Raw genomic sequence first — 16,012 nt, forward strand, 5'->3', positions numbered from 1 at the left:
GTTATTTACGCAAGCGAACCTTATCGACCGCATGATCGCCACTTTTGGTCATGATCAGGCTGGCTCGCTCGCGCGTCGGCAGGATATTTTCCTGCAGGTTAAGCCAGTTAATCTCTTTCCATAAATTGCCAGCAATTTCAACTGCTTCTGCCTCTGAGAGCTGGGCGTAATGATGGAAATAGGAGTCCGGATTGGTAAATGCGCCCTGGCGGAATTTCAGGAATCGATTGATATACCAGCTTTGCAGGAGATCTTCCTCTGCATCAACATAGATAGAAAAATCGACGAAGTCTGAAACAAAGACATGATGGGGATCGTGGGGATAGTCCATTCCACTCTGTAATACATTCAGACCTTCCAGAATCAGAATATCAGGCTGCTGTATCACTTTATCGCCATCAGGGATGACATCATAAATCAGATGTGAATAGACCGGAGCAGTCACCTGACTGGCTCCCGACTTCAAATCGGAGACGAAATTGACCAACCGGTGCATATCGTAGGATTGCGGGAATCCTTTTTTCTTCATTAACCCACGCTCTTTCAGCACGGCATTAGGATGAAGGAAGCCATCAGTAGTGATCAATTCGACTTTGCGATGTTCAGGCCAGCGGCTGAGCAAAGCCTGCAAGACACGCGCAGTCGTGCTTTTACCGACCGCTACGCTACCCGCAATACTGATGATATAGGGGATTTTCTGGCCATTGGTGCCCAGAAATTGCTCCAGTACAGCCTGCCGGCGAACGTTAGAACTTATATAAAAATTAAGCAGACGCGAAAGTGGCAGATAAATTTCCGCTACTTCCTCCAGCGAGAGATCCTCGTTGATGCCCTCCAGCTGCGCGATCTCTTCCTCTGACAGCGTCATAGGAACGGAATCACGTAATGCAGCCCATTGCTCACGAGTGAACTCTAAATAAGGCGTTGTCAGGGGGGTCGTTTTATCCATAAGCATGCATCTGACCGCAAATTCATGGCTATCAACCGCGTGTTATCCGATAAGCAGGACAGCACAGGTGAAGTGAATCACGAATCGCTGGTTTATCAGTGAGAACAATGGGCTGGAGGGTATCACCAGTATGGCTTTTAACAGAAGTAAAAAGATAAACGTGATCTCGCTTTCGTCGGCATACCCACAAAACATCATGGTGGCTTTAATTTTTACTGCTTTATCGTTGTTTATGATATTGCAGGTCATCACAGCGCATGTGCGGCTTTTATCTGCTTTTTACATCTGACACGTCTGAATGACAAAACGCCGCTATAAGGGCATAGAGAGAGGCTGATGCGGTACAAATTCAATATGTCCCATAAGAACTTCAGCAAAAGAACAAACGGCGTAGAGTCATTTTGAAAGGCTCCACGCCTGGCCATCGTCGTACCGACATAAGGGACACGCATGTCAAAACAGGCCTGCTTTCTACAGAAAAGTGCCTGCACATGAAAAAAAAGCGCAGGCGAGGTCAAAAAAGCATCGTTCGGTACAGGCGTGTGAAATAAAAATACTGCCTGCAGATCATTTACCTGCTGAAAAGCGACCCAGGGAGAGGCGTGAGGCATTAGCGCGGGCTGACTGATCCTATGAAAACAGGACCAGATTGCACAAATATTCTGCAAAAAAACACTAAAATGCGATGATTTGCACAAATAGTAAGCGATAGAAAAAAATAAGCGATTTTTTAGTTGCATCCAGAGCCCGACCTTCCTAGAATGCGCTCCACTTGATGCCGGCTTAGCTCAGTTGGTAGAGCAACTGACTTGTAATCAGTAGGTCACCAGTTCGATTCCGGTAGCCGGCACCATCAAGTAGGTGGGATTCCCGAGCGGCCAAAGGGAGCAGACTGTAAATCTGCCGTCACAGACTTCGAAGGTTCGAATCCTTCTCCCACCACCATCTCAACCTCGCGGTTGGGTACACAGATAAACAACCTGTTTATCTGTCAGGTGAGTCACTTATCACCCTGAATTCAGACTGAGCGTTAGCGAAGTCAAAGTCGGTCAGCTTCGCTGACAGGCAGTAGATAGCAGAGAAACATCTCTGTTATCTGCAAGCTACAGAAAGAACAGGTAGCCGAGTTCCAGGATGCGGGCATCGTATAATGGCTATTACCTCAGCCTTCCAAGCTGATGATGCGGGTTCGATTCCCGCTGCCCGCTCCAGATGTGCTGATATGGCTCAGTTGGTAGAGCGCACCCTTGGTAAGGGTGAGGTCCCCAGTTCGACTCTGGGTATCAGCACCACTTCCTTTAATCTCCCTCCTGATTTTCTCTGTAACTTCCTTGCAGTCAGGCATTGCCTGGTTAATGTGATGATATCATTGATATATCCGTGTCTTAGAGGGACTAGCGATGGCTAAAGAGCAATTTCAACGTAACAAACTGCACGTAAACGTGGGCACCATCGGTCACGTTGACCACGGTAAAACCACCCTGACTGCAGCTATCACTACCGTACTGGCTAAAACCAACGGCGGCCAGGCTCGTGCATTCGATCAGATCGACAGCACGCCTGAAGAAAAAGCCCGCGGTATCACCATCAACACCGCACACGTTGAGTATGAGACTGCTGCACGTCACTACGCTCACGTTGACTGCCCAGGCCACGCCGACTATGTGAAAAACATGATCACCGGTGCTGCGCAGATGGACGGCGCGATCCTGGTTGTTGCTGCGACTGATGGCCCAATGCCACAGACCCGTGAGCACATCCTGCTGGGTCGTCAGGTTGGCGTTCCTTACATCATCGTGTTCCTGAACAAGTGTGACATGGTTGATGATGAAGAGCTGCTGGAACTGGTAGAGATGGAAGTACGTGACCTGCTGTCACAGTACGACTTCCCAGGCGATGACACTCCGATCGTTCGTGGTTCTGCTCTGAAAGCGCTGGAAGGCGTTCCTGAGTGGGAAGCAAAAATCGTTGAGCTGGCTGAACACCTGGACAACTACATCCCGGATCCAGTCCGTGCGATTGACATGCCGTTCCTGCTGCCAATCGAAGACGTATTCTCAATCTCTGGCCGTGGTACCGTTGTTACCGGTCGTGTTGAGCGCGGCATCGTTAAAGTCGGCGACGAAGTTGAAATCGTGGGTATCAAAGATACTGCGAAATCAACCTGTACTGGTGTTGAGATGTTCCGTAAGCTGCTGGACCAGGGTCAGGCAGGCGAAAACTGTGGTGTTCTGCTGCGCGGTATCAAGCGTGAAGACATCCAGCGTGGCCAGGTTCTGGCTAAGCCAGGCTCAATCAAGCCGCACACCCAGTTCGAGTCAGAAGTTTACGTTCTGTCTAAAGACGAAGGTGGCCGCCATACTCCGTTCTTCAAAGGCTATCGTCCACAGTTCTACTTCCGTACAACTGACGTAACCGGTTCAGTAGAGCTGCCAGAAGGCGTTGAGATGGTCATGCCAGGCGACAACATCAAAATGGTTGTTACCCTGATCCACCCAATCGCAATGGACGAAGGTCTGCGCTTCGCAATCCGCGAAGGTGGCCGTACCGTTGGCGCGGGTGTTGTTGCTAAAGTTATCGCATAATTACCGATAACGTTTGACGCAATGCACACGGAAAGGGCATCATTTGATGCCCTTTTTGCACGCTGTTTCATAGAACCTGGCTCATCAGTGATTTTTTGAATCATAATCATTGCTGAGACAGGCTCTGTTATGCGGCGTTGGATACCGAGTTACGCCCCAAAAGCTCATTCGGTTTGGACGCCTCGCACTGCGGGGCAGAATAGTTTCTGAATTATTGTGGCAGGTTGGTTTATGAGTGCGAATACCGAAGCTCAAGGGAGCGGGCGTGGCCTGGAAGCGGTAAAGTGGGTAGTAGTCGTGTTACTGCTGCTTGCAGCGATTGTAGGTAACTACCTCTATCGTGATGTGTCACTGCCACTGCGTGCTTTAGCCGTAGTTGTACTGATTGCAGCGGCTGGCGGCATTGCGCTTTTAACGACCAAAGGCAAAGCGACCGTGGCTTTTGCTCGTGAAGCAAGAACAGAAATGCGTAAGGTTATCTGGCCAACCCGCCAGGAAACGCTGCACACCACGTTAATCGTTGCCGCGGTTACTGCCGTGATGTCACTGATTTTGTGGGGGCTGGATGGTATTCTGGTCCGTCTGGTATCGTTTATCACTGGCCTGAGGTTCTGAGATGTCTGAAGCTCCAAAGAAACGCTGGTACGTCGTACAGGCGTTTTCCGGTTTTGAAGGCCGCGTAGCACAATCGCTGCGCGAGCATATCAAATTGCACAACATGGAAGAGCTGTTTGGCGACGTCATGGTTCCGACTGAAGAAGTCGTTGAAATTCGTGGTGGCCAGCGTCGTAAGAGCGAGCGCAAGTTTTTCCCGGGATACGTACTGGTTCAGATGGTGATGAATGACGCCAGCTGGCACCTGGTACGCAGCGTCCCACGCGTGATGGGTTTCATCGGCGGTACATCTGACCGTCCGGCACCTATCAGCGATAAAGAAGTTGATGCGATCATGAACCGTCTGCAGCAGGTCGGCGACAAGCCTCGTCCGAAAACGCTGTTTGAGCCAGGTGAAATGGTTCGCGTTAATGACGGTCCTTTTGCTGACTTTAACGGTGTGGTTGAAGATGTGGATTACGAGAAGAGCCGCCTGACGGTATCCGTTTCCATCTTTGGACGTGCCACGCCGGTTGAGCTCGACTTCGGTCAGGTGGAGAAAGGTTAACCTCTTTCCGCTCACAAATTAGCTGTTGCAGCAGGCGCGAAATTTAACTACAATTTCGCGCCTTTTGTTTTTATGCGCTGGCAACAGCGTGTAAATCGTTATCACGGGGAGCCTTTACAGGCGCTATAACCCAATTGAGGAAATATCATGGCTAAGAAAGTCCAAGCCTACGTCAAGCTGCAGGTTGCAGCTGGTATGGCGAACCCAAGTCCACCGGTTGGTCCAGCTCTGGGTCAGCAGGGTGTTAACATCATGGAATTCTGCAAAGCGTTCAACGCTAAGACCGAATCTCTGGAAAAAGGTCTGCCGACTCCTGTTGTTATCACCGTATACAGCGACCGTTCTTTTACCTTCATTACCAAAACGCCTCCGGCTGCCGTACTGCTGAAAAAAGCAGCGGGCATCAAGTCTGGTTCTGGTAAGCCGAACAAAGATAAAGTCGGTAAAGTGACTCGTGCTCAGGTACGTGAAATCGCAGAAACCAAAGCTGCGGACATGACTGGTTCTGACGTTGAAGCGATGACTCGCTCAATCGAAGGTACTGCTCGTTCCATGGGCCTGGTAGTAGAGGACTAAGAAATGGCTAAGCTGACCAAGCGCATGACCGTAATTCGCGACAAAGTTGACGCGACCAAGCAGTATGATATTGCTGAAGCTGTTGCTCTGCTGAAAGAACTGGCTACTGCCAAGTTCGTTGAAAGCGTTGACGTTGCTGTCAACCTCGGCATTGATGCACGTAAATCTGATCAGAACGTTCGCGGCGCGACCGTTCTGCCACACGGTACTGGTCGTTCAGTACGTGTTGCTGTCTTCGCCCAGGGCGCCAACGCTGAAGCTGCTAAAGCAGCAGGCGCTGAGCTGGTAGGCATGGAAGACCTGGCTGATCAGATCAAGAAAGGCGAAATGAATTTTGACGTTGTTATTGCTTCTCCGGATGCAATGCGCGTTGTTGGCCAGCTGGGCCAGATTCTGGGTCCACGTGGCCTGATGCCAAACCCGAAAGTCGGTACTGTAACGCCTAACGTTGCTGAAGCGGTTAAGAACGCTAAAGCGGGTCAGGTTCGTTATCGTAACGACAAAAACGGCATCATCCACACTACCATCGGTAAAGTGGACTTTGACGCTGACAAACTGAAAGAAAACCTGGAGTCTCTGCTGGTTGCGCTGAAAAAAGCAAAACCATCTCAGGCGAAAGGCGTGTACATCAAGAAAGTTAGCCTTTCAACCACCATGGGCGCCGGCGTTGCCGTTGACCAGGCTGGTCTGAACGCAACAGCAAACTAATTGCTGCTTGAAACGGGCGAAAAATTCACCTAGAATCTTACGCCCGTTGTTCTGTTATTAACGGAACAGGACACCAGAGAGCCAGAACTGATTGTTGCGTGTATCGCCTTTCCCTCTGACTCTGCTGCGTCGCACAGAATTTAGGTTGGAGCCAGGCCTTATCCTGGCCTCCGTCCAAGACCGCAGGAGCTGCTTATCTCCGGATATTCCGCTTAATACCCTGCGTAGACGGTGACAGAACCAAAAGAATTTTTTCTTAGCTGGATTCTGCTCACCGTGTTCGAGCGCTTATTTCCCCTTGGGGTGAGTAAGTGAAGTGAGTTCCGGGGAAATCCTTTCCCGGTCAAATCCAGGAGCAAAAGCTAATGGCATTAAATCTTCAAGACAAACAAGCGATTGTTGCTGAAGTCAGCGAAGTAGCCAAAGGTGCGCTTTCAGCGGTTGTTGCGGATTCCCGTGGCGTTACCGTTGATAAAATGACCGAACTGCGTAAAGCAGGCCGTGAAGCTGGCGTTTACATGCGTGTTGTTCGTAACACCCTGCTGCGCCGCGTCGTTGAAGGAACTCAGTTTGAGTGCCTGAAAGACACGTTTGTTGGTCCGACCCTGATTGCATATTCTATGGAACACCCGGGCGCTGCTGCTCGTCTGTTCAAAGATTTCGCGAAAGCGAATGCAAAATTTGAGGTCAAAGCTGCAGCCTTTGAAGGTGAGCTGATCACGGCGGCCAATATTGACCGTCTGGCAACGCTGCCGACCTACGAAGAAGCACTGGCACGTCTGATGTCGACCATGAAAGAAGCCGCTGCCGGCAAACTGGTCCGCACTCTGGCTGCTGTACGCGATGCAAAAGAAGCGGCTTAAGGTCATATTCTTTTCTTCGTACTTGCTTACGTATAAACTTTTTCTGATTCTTAGGAACAATTGTCATGTCTATTACTAAAGACCAAATTCTGGAAGCTGTTGCAGCGATGTCCGTAATGGAAGTAGTTGAGCTGGTTTCTGCTATGGAAGAAAAATTCGGCGTTTCTGCTGCTGCTGCTGTAGCTGTTGCTGCGGGCCCGGCTGAAGCTGTTGAAGAAAAAACTGAATTCGACGTAGTTCTGAAAGCTGTTGGCCCGAACAAGGTTGCAGTAATCAAAGCCGTACGTACTGCAACTGGTCTGGGCCTGAAAGAAGCCAAAGATCTGGTTGAAGCAACTGGCGTAATCAAAGAAGCGATCAGCAAAGATGACGCAGCTGCACTTGAAGCTGCTCTGAAAGAAGCTGGCGCTGAAGTTGAAGTTAAGTAAGACAGCCTTCGGGTTGCAGTCTGAGTAGTTTCAGGCTGATGGCTGGTGACTTTTTGGTCACCAGCCTTTTTGCGCTACAGGGTCTCAATGGGGTTTCACACTGTTTGTCCATTGTTACTCTTCAATATCTTTCTCTATCGACGACTTAATATACCGCTCTACCTGTGCGGGTTCCCTGCCCTCGCAACAGCGATGAAATGATTTAAGCGTGATAGAAAGAGGTATTGCACTGCTGCTGCGCAGCCAGTGAATCAAACAAAATCGTGTTGCATGAACTGTCCTGTCAGGACGGACAGCGTGGGTCGACTTGTCAGCTAGCTGAGGAACCCTATGGTTTACTCCTATACCGAGAAAAAACGTATTCGTAAGGATTTTGGTAAACGTCCGCAAGTACTGGACATACCTTATCTCCTTTCCATCCAGCTCGACTCGTTCCAGAAGTTTATCGAGCAAGATCCAGAAGGTCAGTACGGACTGGAAGCTGCATTCCGCTCTGTATTCCCTATTGCGAGCTACAGCGGCAACTCTGAGTTGCAGTATGTCAGCTATCGCCTGGGTGAACCTGTCTTTGACGTGAAAGAGTGTCAGATCCGTGGCGTGACCTATTCGGCACCGCTGCGCGTGAAACTGCGTCTGGTGGTCTATGAGCGCGAAGCGCCAGAAGGCACCGTAAAAGACATTAAAGAACAAGAAGTCTACATGGGCGAAATTCCGCTCATGACCGACAATGGTACCTTTGTTATCAATGGTACCGAGCGCGTTATCGTTTCTCAGCTGCACCGTAGTCCTGGCGTGTTCTTTGATAGCGATAAGGGTAAAACCCACTCATCGGGTAAAGTGCTCTACAACGCACGTATCATCCCTTACCGCGGTTCATGGCTCGACTTTGAGTTTGACCCGAAAGATAACCTGTTTGTCCGTATTGACCGTCGTCGTAAGCTGCCGGCCACTATCATCCTGCGTGCGTTGCAGTTCACTACACCTCAGATCCTCGATATCTTCTTCGAGAAAGTGGTGTTTGAAATTCGCGACAACAAGCTGCAGATGGAGCTGGTGCCTGAGCGCCTGCGCGGTGAAACTGCGACCTTCGATATCGAAGCGAACGGCACCGTCTACGTCGAAAAAGCACGCCGTATTACTGCGCGCCATATCCGTCAGCTGGAAAAAGATGGCATTCAGCACATCGAAGTTCCGGTTGAATATATCGCGGGCAAAGTGGTCGCTAAAGACTACATCGATGAGAGCACCGGTGAGCTGATCATTGCAGCGAACATGGAACTGTCACTGGATCTGCTGGCCAAACTGAGTCAGTCCGGTCACAAGCGCATCGAAACGCTGTTCACCAACGATCTGGACCACGGTCCATATATGTCCGAGACCCTGCGTGTCGACCCAACCAGCGATCGTCTGAGCGCACTGGTTGAGATCTACCGCATGATGCGTCCTGGTGAGCCGCCAACACGCGAAGCAGCAGAGAATCTGTTTGAGAACCTGTTCTTCTCTGAAGATCGTTACGATCTTTCTGCTGTGGGTCGTATGAAGTTCAACCGTTCATTGCTGCGTGATGAAATCGAAGGTTCAGGCATCCTGAGCAAAGATGACATCATCGAAGTGATGAAGAAGCTGATCGACATCCGTAACGGTAAAGGCGAAGTGGACGATATCGACCACCTCGGTAACCGTCGTATTCGTTCAGTCGGTGAAATGGCTGAGAACCAGTTCCGTGTCGGTCTGGTACGTGTTGAGCGTGCGGTGAAAGAGCGTCTGTCACTGGGCGACCTTGATACCCTGATGCCACAGGACATGATCAACGCGAAGCCAATTTCGGCCGCGGTGAAAGAGTTCTTTGGTTCCAGCCAGCTTTCTCAGTTTATGGATCAGAACAACCCGCTGTCAGAGATTACGCACAAACGTCGTATCTCTGCTCTCGGCCCGGGTGGTTTGACGCGTGAGCGTGCCGGCTTCGAAGTGCGTGACGTACACCCAACGCACTACGGTCGTGTCTGCCCAATCGAAACCCCTGAAGGCCCGAACATCGGTCTGATCAACTCCTTGTCTGTGTATGCACAGACCAACGAGTACGGTTTCCTTGAGACGCCTTACCGCCGTGTTATCGACGGTCTGGTTTCTGACGAGATTCACTACCTCTCTGCTATCGAAGAGGGTAACTACGTTATCGCTCAGGCGAACGCCCCTCTTGATGATAACGGCGCGTTTGTTGATGACCTGGTCACCTGCCGTAGCAAAGGCGAATCAAGTCTGTTCAGCCGCGATCAGGTTGACTACATGGACGTTTCGACTCAACAGATCGTTTCTGTCGGTGCGTCACTGATCCCGTTCCTGGAACACGATGATGCTAACCGCGCCCTGATGGGTGCGAACATGCAACGTCAGGCCGTTCCGACTCTGCGTGCTGATAAGCCGCTGGTTGGTACGGGTATGGAACGTGCTGTTGCCGTTGACTCCGGTGTAACTGCCGTTGCCAAACGTGGCGGTACCGTACAGTACGTCGACGCATCACGTATCGTTATCAAAGTTAACGAAGACGAAATGCATGCTGGCGAAGCCGGTATCGACATCTACAACCTGACCAAATATACCCGTTCTAACCAGAACACCTGCATCAACCAGATGCCATGTGTTTCTCTGGGTGAGCCGGTTGAGCGCGGCGACGTGCTGGCAGATGGCCCGTCCACCGATCTGGGTGAACTGGCGCTGGGCCAGAACATGCGCGTAGCGTTCATGCCGTGGAACGGTTACAACTTCGAAGACTCCATCCTGGTCTCCGAGCGTGTGGTTCAGGAAGATCGCTTTACGACTATCCACATTCAGGAACTGGCTTGCGTGTCGCGTGACACCAAACTGGGGCCGGAAGAGATTACCGCTGATATCCCGAACGTGGGTGAAGCTGCACTCTCTAAACTGGATGAGTCAGGCATCGTCTACATCGGTGCTGAAGTGACCGGTGGCGACATTCTGGTTGGTAAGGTTACGCCGAAAGGTGAAACCCAGCTGACGCCAGAAGAGAAACTGCTGCGCGCTATCTTCGGTGAAAAAGCCTCTGACGTGAAAGATTCGTCACTGCGCGTACCGAATGGCGTGTCAGGCACCGTGATCGACGTTCAGGTCTTTACCCGCGATGGCGTGGAAAAAGACAAACGTGCGCTGGAAATTGAAGAGATGCAGCTGAAGCAGGCCAAGAAAGACCTGTCTGAAGAACTGCAGATTCTGGAAGCGGGCCTGTTCAGCCGTATCCAGAACGTATTGATTTCTGGTGGCGTTGAAGCAGACAAACTGGACAAGCTGCCGCGCGAGCGCTGGCTGGAACTGGGTCTGACTGACGAAGCCAAGCAAAACCAGCTGGAGCAGCTGGCAGAGCAGTACGACGAGCTGAAGCACGAGTTTGAGAAAAAACTTGAAGGTAAGCGTCGTAAAATCACCCAGGGCGATGATCTGGCACCAGGCGTGCTGAAAATCGTTAAGGTTTATCTGGCTGTTAAGCGTCAGATTCAGCCGGGTGACAAAATGGCAGGCCGTCACGGTAACAAAGGTGTTATCTCTAAGATCAACCCGATCGAAGATATGCCTTACGATGAAAACGGCACGCCGGTTGACATCGTTCTGAACCCGCTGGGCGTACCATCGCGTATGAACATCGGTCAGATTCTGGAAACCCACCTGGGTATGGCAGCGAAAGGCATCGGCGAGAAGATCAACGCCATGCTCAAAAAGCAGGAAGACGTCGCGAAACTGCGCGAATTCATCCAGCGCGCCTATGACCTGGGTAGCGATCTGCGTCAGAAAGTTGACCTGAACACCTTCTCCGACGACGAAGTATTGCGTCTGGCTGAGAACCTGAAGAAAGGTATGCCAATCGCCACTCCGGTGTTTGATGGCGCGAAAGAGAGCGAAATCAAAGAGCTGCTGCAGCTCGGCGGCTTGCCTTCTTCCGGTCAGATTACCCTGTTTGACGGCCGTACCGGTGAGCAGTTCGAACGTCAGGTAACCGTTGGCTACATGTACATGCTGAAACTCAACCACCTGGTTGATGACAAGATGCATGCGCGTTCAACCGGTTCCTACAGCCTGGTTACTCAGCAGCCGCTGGGTGGTAAGGCACAGTTCGGTGGTCAGCGCTTTGGTGAGATGGAAGTATGGGCACTAGAAGCATATGGTGCCGCGTATACCCTGCAGGAAATGCTTACCGTTAAGTCTGATGACGTCAACGGCCGTACCAAGATGTATAAAAACATCGTTGACGGTAACCATCAGATGGAACCGGGCATGCCGGAATCCTTCAATGTACTGTTGAAAGAGATTCGCTCGCTGGGTATCAACATCGAGCTGGAAGACGAGTAACCCCTTTTCAGGCTGCGGTTCGCCGCCGCCTGAAAGCGCAGGGTTTAAAGCGCTCGCAATTGTACTGGTTACGGGGCGTTCAATTTCGGTTGGACGCCCTCTGAGTCTCACTCCGACGGGAGCTAATCCGTGAAAGACTTACTTAAGTTTCTGAAAGCGCAAACTAAGACCGAAGAGTTTGATGCGATCAAAATTGCGCTGGCTTCGCCAGACATGATCCGTTCCTGGTCTTTTGGTGAAGTGAAAAAGCCAGAAACCATTAACTACCGTACTTTTAAGCCAGAGCGCGATGGTCTGTTCTGTGCCCGTATCTTCGGGCCGGTAAAAGACTATGAGTGCCTGTGCGGCAAATACAAGCGCCTGAAACACCGTGGTGTGATTTGTGAGAAGTGCGGCGTTGAAGTGACCCAGACTAAAGTACGCCGTGAGCGTATGGGCCACATCGAACTGGCGTCGCCGACTGCGCACATCTGGTTCCTGAAGTCACTGCCATCGCGTATCGGCTTACTGCTGGATATGCCACTGCGTGACATCGAGCGCGTGCTCTATTTTGAATCTTACGTAGTAATCGAAGGTGGCATGACCAACCTCGAGAAGCGTCAGATTCTGACTGAAGAGCAGTACCTTGACGCTCTGGAAGAGTTCGGTGACGAGTTCGACGCCAAAATGGGCGCCGAAGCGATCCAGGCCCTGTTGAAAAACATGGATCTGGAGCAGGAGTGCGAGCAGCTGCGTGAAGAGCTGAACGAAACTAACTCCGAAACCAAACGTAAAAAACTGACCAAGCGCATCAAGCTGCTGGAAGCGTTCGTACAGTCTGGCAACAAGCCAGAGTGGATGATCCTGACCGTGCTGCCTGTTCTGCCACCGGATTTGCGTCCGCTGGTACCGCTGGATGGTGGCCGTTTCGCAACGTCGGATCTGAACGATCTTTATCGTCGCGTGATCAACCGTAACAACCGCCTGAAACGCCTGCTGGATCTGGCTGCGCCAGATATCATCGTGCGCAACGAAAAGCGTATGTTGCAGGAAGCGGTCGATGCACTGCTGGACAACGGTCGTCGCGGTCGTGCGATCACCGGTTCCAACAAGCGTCCGCTGAAATCGCTGGCTGACATGATCAAAGGTAAGCAGGGTCGTTTCCGTCAGAACCTGCTGGGTAAACGTGTCGACTATTCTGGTCGTTCGGTTATCACCGTAGGTCCATACCTGCGCCTGCATCAGTGCGGTCTGCCGAAGAAAATGGCACTCGAACTGTTCAAACCGTTCATTTACGGCAAGCTGGAACTGCGTGGCCTGGCCACCACCATCAAAGCCGCGAAGAAAATGGTTGAGCGCGAAGAAGCGGTTGTCTGGGATATCCTCGACGAAGTGATCCGTGAGCACCCGGTTCTGCTGAACCGTGCGCCTACGCTGCACCGTCTGGGTATTCAGGCCTTTGAACCGGTTCTGATCGAAGGTAAAGCGATCCAGCTGCACCCGCTGGTTTGTGCGGCATACAACGCCGACTTCGATGGTGACCAGATGGCTGTTCACGTACCGCTGACGCTGGAAGCCCAGCTGGAAGCGCGTGCGCTGATGATGTCGACCAACAACATCCTGTCACCTGCGAACGGCGAGCCAATCATCGTTCCTTCTCAGGACGTTGTACTGGGTCTGTACTACATGACCCGTGACTGTGTTAACGCCAAAGGCGAAGGCATGGTGCTGACTGGCCCGAAAGAAGCTGAGCGTATTTATCGCGCTGGCCTTGCATCGCTGCATGCTCGCGTTAAGGTGCGTATCACCGAACACGAGAAAAATGAGCAGGATGAGTGGGTTGCTAAAACCAGCATCATCGACACCACTGTTGGCCGTGCCATCCTGTGGATGATCGTGCCAAAAGGTCTGCCTTTCTCCATCGTTAACCAGGCGCTGGGCAAAAAAGCTATCTCCAAAATGCTGAACACCTGTTACCGCATTCTGGGCCTGAAGCCGACCGTTATCTTTGCTGACCAGACCATGTACACCGGTTTCGCTTACGCAGCCCGTTCAGGCGCGTCTGTCGGCATCGACGACATGGTTATTCCAGAGAAGAAAGTGGAAATCATCACCGAAGCGGAAGCAGAAGTGGCTGAGATCCAGGAGCAGTTCCAGTCTGGTCTGGTAACCGCAGGCGAACGTTACAACAAAGTCATCGATATCTGGGCAGCAGCCAACGAACGTGTTGCCAAGGCGATGATGGAAAACCTCTCAACCGAAACCGTTATTAACCGTGACGGCGTAGAAGAGCGACAGGTTTCCTTTAACAGCATCTTTATGATGGCTGACTCCGGTGCGCGTGGTTCTGCTGCACAGATTCGTCAGCTGGCCGGTATGCGTGGTCTGATGGCGAAGCCAGATGGCTCCATCATCGAAACACCAATCACGGCGAACTTCCGTGAAGGGTTGAACGTACTCCAGTACTTCATCTCAACCCACGGTGCTCGTAAAGGTCTGGCGGATACCGCACTGAAAACGGCGAACTCCGGTTATCTGACGCGTCGTCTGGTTGACGTTGCACAGGATCTGGTTGTTACCGAAGATGACTGTGGTACACACGAAGGCATCATGATGACACCTGTCATCGAAGGTGGCGACGTTAAAGAGCCACTGCGTGAACGTGTTCTGGGTCGTGTGACCGCTGAAGACGTTCTGAAGCCGGGTACTGCTGATATTCTGGTTCCACGCAACACGCTGCTCGATGAGCACTGGTGTGACGTGCTGGAACTGAACTCAGTCGACAGCCTGAAAGTCCGCTCAGTAGTAGGTTGTGAAACCGACTTTGGTGTGTGTGCGCATTGCTATGGTCGCGACCTGGCACGTGGTCACATCATCAACAAAGGTGAAGCGATCGGTGTTATCGCGGCACAGTCCATCGGTGAGCCAGGTACACAGCTGACGATGCGTACGTTCCACATCGGTGGTGCGGCATCACGTGCGGCTGCTGAATCCAGCATTCAGGTGAAGAACAAAGGTACCATCAAGCTGACCAACGCTAAGTCGGTAACGAACTCGGCAGGCAAGCTGGTGATCACCTCGCGTAACGTTGAACTGAAAATGATCGACGAATTTGGTCGTACCAAAGAGAGCTATAAAGTTCCTTATGGTTCTACCATGGCGAAAGGTGATGGTGAGCAGGTTGCAGCGGGCGAAACCGTCGCAAACTGGGATCCGCATACCATGCCAGTCATCACCGAAGTGGGCGGTTTCATTCGCTTCACGGACATGGTTGATGGCCAGACCATTACCCGTCAGACAGATGACTTAACCGGTCTTTCTTCGCTGGTGGTTCTGGACAGTGCTGAACGTACTGCGGGCGGTAAAGATCTGCGTCCTGCGCTGAAAATTGTTGATGCCAACGGCAACGACGTTCTGATCCCGGGCACCGACATGCCGGCTCAGTACTTCCTGCCGGGTAAAGCGATTGTTCAGCTGGAAGATGGCGTGAAGATCAGTGCTGGTGACACGCTGGCGCGTGTTCCGCAGGAATCTGGCGGTACCAAGGATATTACCGGTGGTCTGCCACGCGTTGCTGACCTGTTCGAAGCGCGTCGTCCGAAAGAGCCAGCTATTCTGGCGGAGATCAGCGGCATCATCTCCTTCGGTAAAGAGACCAAAGGTAAGCGTCGTCTGGTCATCACTCCGCTGGATGGCAGTGAGCCGTACGAAGAGATGATTCCGAAATGGCGTCAGCTGAACGTGTTCGAAGGTGAACGTGTTGAGCGCGGTGACGTGGTTTCCGATGGCCCAGAGTCTCCACATGACATCCTGCGCTTGCGTGGCGTGCATGCGGTGACCCGTTACATCACTAACGAAGTGCAGGAAGTTTACCGTCTGCAAGGCGTTAAGATTAACGATAAGCACATCGAAGTCATCGTTCGTCAGATGCTGCGTAAAGCAACCATCGTGAGCGCAGGAAGTGCAGACTTCCTGGAAGGTGAGCAGGCTGAATTCTCTCGCATCAAGATCTCTAACCGTGATCTGGAAGCGAACGGAAAAGTTGGCGCAACCTTCATGCGTGACCTGCTGGGTATTACCAAAGCGTCACTGGCTACCGAATCGTTCATCTCTGCAGCATCGTTCCAGGAAACCACGCGTGTCCTGACCGAAGCAGCAGTAGCAGGTAAGCGCGATGAACTGCGCGGCCTGAAAGAGAACGTAATCGTGGGTCGTCTGATCCCGGCCGGTACCGGTTATGCGTACCATCAGGATCGTATGCGCCGCAAAGCGGCAGGTGAAGTTCCGGTTGCACCGCAGGTTACTGCGGATGAAGCCTCAGCCAGCCTGGCTGAACTGTTGAACGCCGGTCTCGGCGGCAACAAAGACGATTAATCGTCCTTTGCCTGATAAAAACCCTGCCT

The 16,012-nt window shown here is 51.8% G+C and carries 11 protein-coding genes and 4 tRNA genes; 13 read left to right on the forward strand and 2 right to left on the reverse strand.

What is annotated here, in order from left to right:
* Position 1: 1 nt before the first annotated feature.
* Positions 2–955 carry a type I pantothenate kinase gene (gene coaA / locus ACMGGP_RS18950; protein WP_069025620.1) on the reverse strand — a complete coding sequence of 318 codons (954 nt, stop codon included), beginning with the start codon at positions 953–955 and terminating at the stop codon, positions 2–4.
* A gap of 242 nt (positions 956–1,197) precedes the next feature.
* Positions 1,198–1,689, reverse strand: a complete 492-nt coding sequence (locus ACMGGP_RS18955; RefSeq protein WP_498798704.1) for a hypothetical protein — start codon at positions 1,687–1,689, stop codon at positions 1,198–1,200.
* A 37-nt stretch (positions 1,690–1,726) separates the two neighbouring features.
* Here ACMGGP_RS18955 and ACMGGP_RS18960 point away from each other — a divergent pair.
* The 13 genes from ACMGGP_RS18960 to rpoC all read left to right on the forward strand — a co-directional run bounded on the left by ACMGGP_RS18960 (position 1,727) and on the right by rpoC (position 15,983).
* Positions 1,727–1,802 (forward strand) — tRNA-Thr (locus tag ACMGGP_RS18960).
* Between the two features lie 7 nt (positions 1,803–1,809).
* Positions 1,810–1,894: transfer RNA gene (locus ACMGGP_RS18965), tRNA-Tyr, on the forward strand.
* A gap of 191 nt (positions 1,895–2,085) precedes the next feature.
* Positions 2,086–2,160 (forward strand) — tRNA-Gly (locus tag ACMGGP_RS18970).
* A 5-nt stretch (positions 2,161–2,165) separates the two neighbouring features.
* Positions 2,166–2,241 (forward strand) — tRNA-Thr (locus ACMGGP_RS18975).
* A gap of 108 nt (positions 2,242–2,349) precedes the next feature.
* The gene (gene tuf, locus ACMGGP_RS18980; protein WP_010261012.1) at positions 2,350–3,534 is read left to right on the forward strand and encodes an elongation factor Tu; all 1,185 of its coding nucleotides are present in this window, start codon (positions 2,350–2,352) and stop codon (positions 3,532–3,534) included.
* A 231-nt stretch (positions 3,535–3,765) separates the two neighbouring features.
* Positions 3,766–4,149: a preprotein translocase subunit SecE gene (gene secE, locus ACMGGP_RS18985; protein ID WP_008927141.1), complete on the forward strand. Its 384-nt coding sequence runs from the start codon at positions 3,766–3,768 to the stop codon at positions 4,147–4,149.
* Position 4,150: 1 nt separating this feature from the next.
* Positions 4,151–4,696 (forward strand): transcription termination/antitermination protein NusG, encoded by a 546-nt coding sequence (nusG, locus tag ACMGGP_RS18990; protein WP_003848088.1) that lies wholly within the window; start codon positions 4,151–4,153, stop codon positions 4,694–4,696.
* 147 nt (positions 4,697–4,843) lie between these two features.
* Positions 4,844–5,272: a 50S ribosomal protein L11 gene (gene rplK, locus ACMGGP_RS18995; RefSeq protein WP_006121495.1), complete on the forward strand. Its 429-nt coding sequence runs from the start codon at positions 4,844–4,846 to the stop codon at positions 5,270–5,272.
* Between the two features lie 3 nt (positions 5,273–5,275).
* Positions 5,276–5,980 carry a 50S ribosomal protein L1 gene (gene rplA, locus ACMGGP_RS19000; RefSeq protein WP_010261038.1) on the forward strand — a complete coding sequence of 235 codons (705 nt, stop codon included), beginning with the start codon at positions 5,276–5,278 and terminating at the stop codon, positions 5,978–5,980.
* 365 nt (positions 5,981–6,345) lie between these two features.
* Complete coding sequence (gene rplJ / locus ACMGGP_RS19005; RefSeq protein ID WP_003848098.1) at positions 6,346–6,843, forward strand: 50S ribosomal protein L10; 498 nt, start codon at positions 6,346–6,348, stop codon at positions 6,841–6,843.
* A gap of 65 nt (positions 6,844–6,908) precedes the next feature.
* Complete coding sequence (gene rplL / locus ACMGGP_RS19010) at positions 6,909–7,271, forward strand: 50S ribosomal protein L7/L12 (RefSeq protein WP_008927142.1); 363 nt, start codon at positions 6,909–6,911, stop codon at positions 7,269–7,271.
* 330 nt (positions 7,272–7,601) lie between these two features.
* Positions 7,602–11,630 carry a DNA-directed RNA polymerase subunit beta gene (gene rpoB, locus ACMGGP_RS19015; RefSeq protein WP_010261046.1) on the forward strand — a complete coding sequence of 1,343 codons (4,029 nt, stop codon included), beginning with the start codon at positions 7,602–7,604 and terminating at the stop codon, positions 11,628–11,630.
* 213 nt (positions 11,631–11,843) lie between these two features.
* A complete protein-coding gene (gene rpoC, locus ACMGGP_RS19020; RefSeq protein ID WP_229518768.1) occupies positions 11,844–15,983 on the forward strand; it encodes a DNA-directed RNA polymerase subunit beta' in 4,140 nt (1,379 codons plus the stop codon).
* Positions 15,984–16,012: the final 29 nt, after the last annotated feature.

Origin of the sequence: Curtobacterium sp. BNK-1, assembly GCF_048685235.1 — a bacterium.
Lineage (GTDB): Bacteria > Pseudomonadota > Gammaproteobacteria > Enterobacterales > Enterobacteriaceae > Pantoea > Pantoea agglomerans.

What these genes read in the sequence shown, in the direction of transcription:
- nusG (WP_003848088.1), top strand. Translation starts at nt 4,151, where the DNA reads ATGTCTGAAGCTCCAAAGAAACGCTGGTACGTCGTACAGGCGTTTTCC.
- tuf (WP_010261012.1), top strand. Translation starts at nt 2,350, where the DNA reads ATGGCTAAAGAGCAATTTCAACGTAACAAACTGCACGTAAACGTGGGC.
- rpoB (WP_010261046.1), top strand. Translation starts at nt 7,602, where the DNA reads ATGGTTTACTCCTATACCGAGAAAAAACGTATTCGTAAGGATTTTGGT.
- secE (WP_008927141.1), top strand. Translation starts at nt 3,766, where the DNA reads ATGAGTGCGAATACCGAAGCTCAAGGGAGCGGGCGTGGCCTGGAAGCG.
- coaA (WP_069025620.1), bottom strand. Translation starts at nt 955, where the DNA reads ATGCTTATGGATAAAACGACCCCCCTGACAACGCCTTATTTAGAGTTC.
- rplK (WP_006121495.1), top strand. Translation starts at nt 4,844, where the DNA reads ATGGCTAAGAAAGTCCAAGCCTACGTCAAGCTGCAGGTTGCAGCTGGT.
- rplL (WP_008927142.1), top strand. Translation starts at nt 6,909, where the DNA reads ATGTCTATTACTAAAGACCAAATTCTGGAAGCTGTTGCAGCGATGTCC.
- rplA (WP_010261038.1), top strand. Translation starts at nt 5,276, where the DNA reads ATGGCTAAGCTGACCAAGCGCATGACCGTAATTCGCGACAAAGTTGAC.
- rpoC (WP_229518768.1), top strand. Translation starts at nt 11,844, where the DNA reads ATGATCCGTTCCTGGTCTTTTGGTGAAGTGAAAAAGCCAGAAACCATT.
- ACMGGP_RS18955 (WP_498798704.1), bottom strand. Translation starts at nt 1,689, where the DNA reads ATGCAACTAAAAAATCGCTTATTTTTTTCTATCGCTTACTATTTGTGC.
- rplJ (WP_003848098.1), top strand. Translation starts at nt 6,346, where the DNA reads ATGGCATTAAATCTTCAAGACAAACAAGCGATTGTTGCTGAAGTCAGC.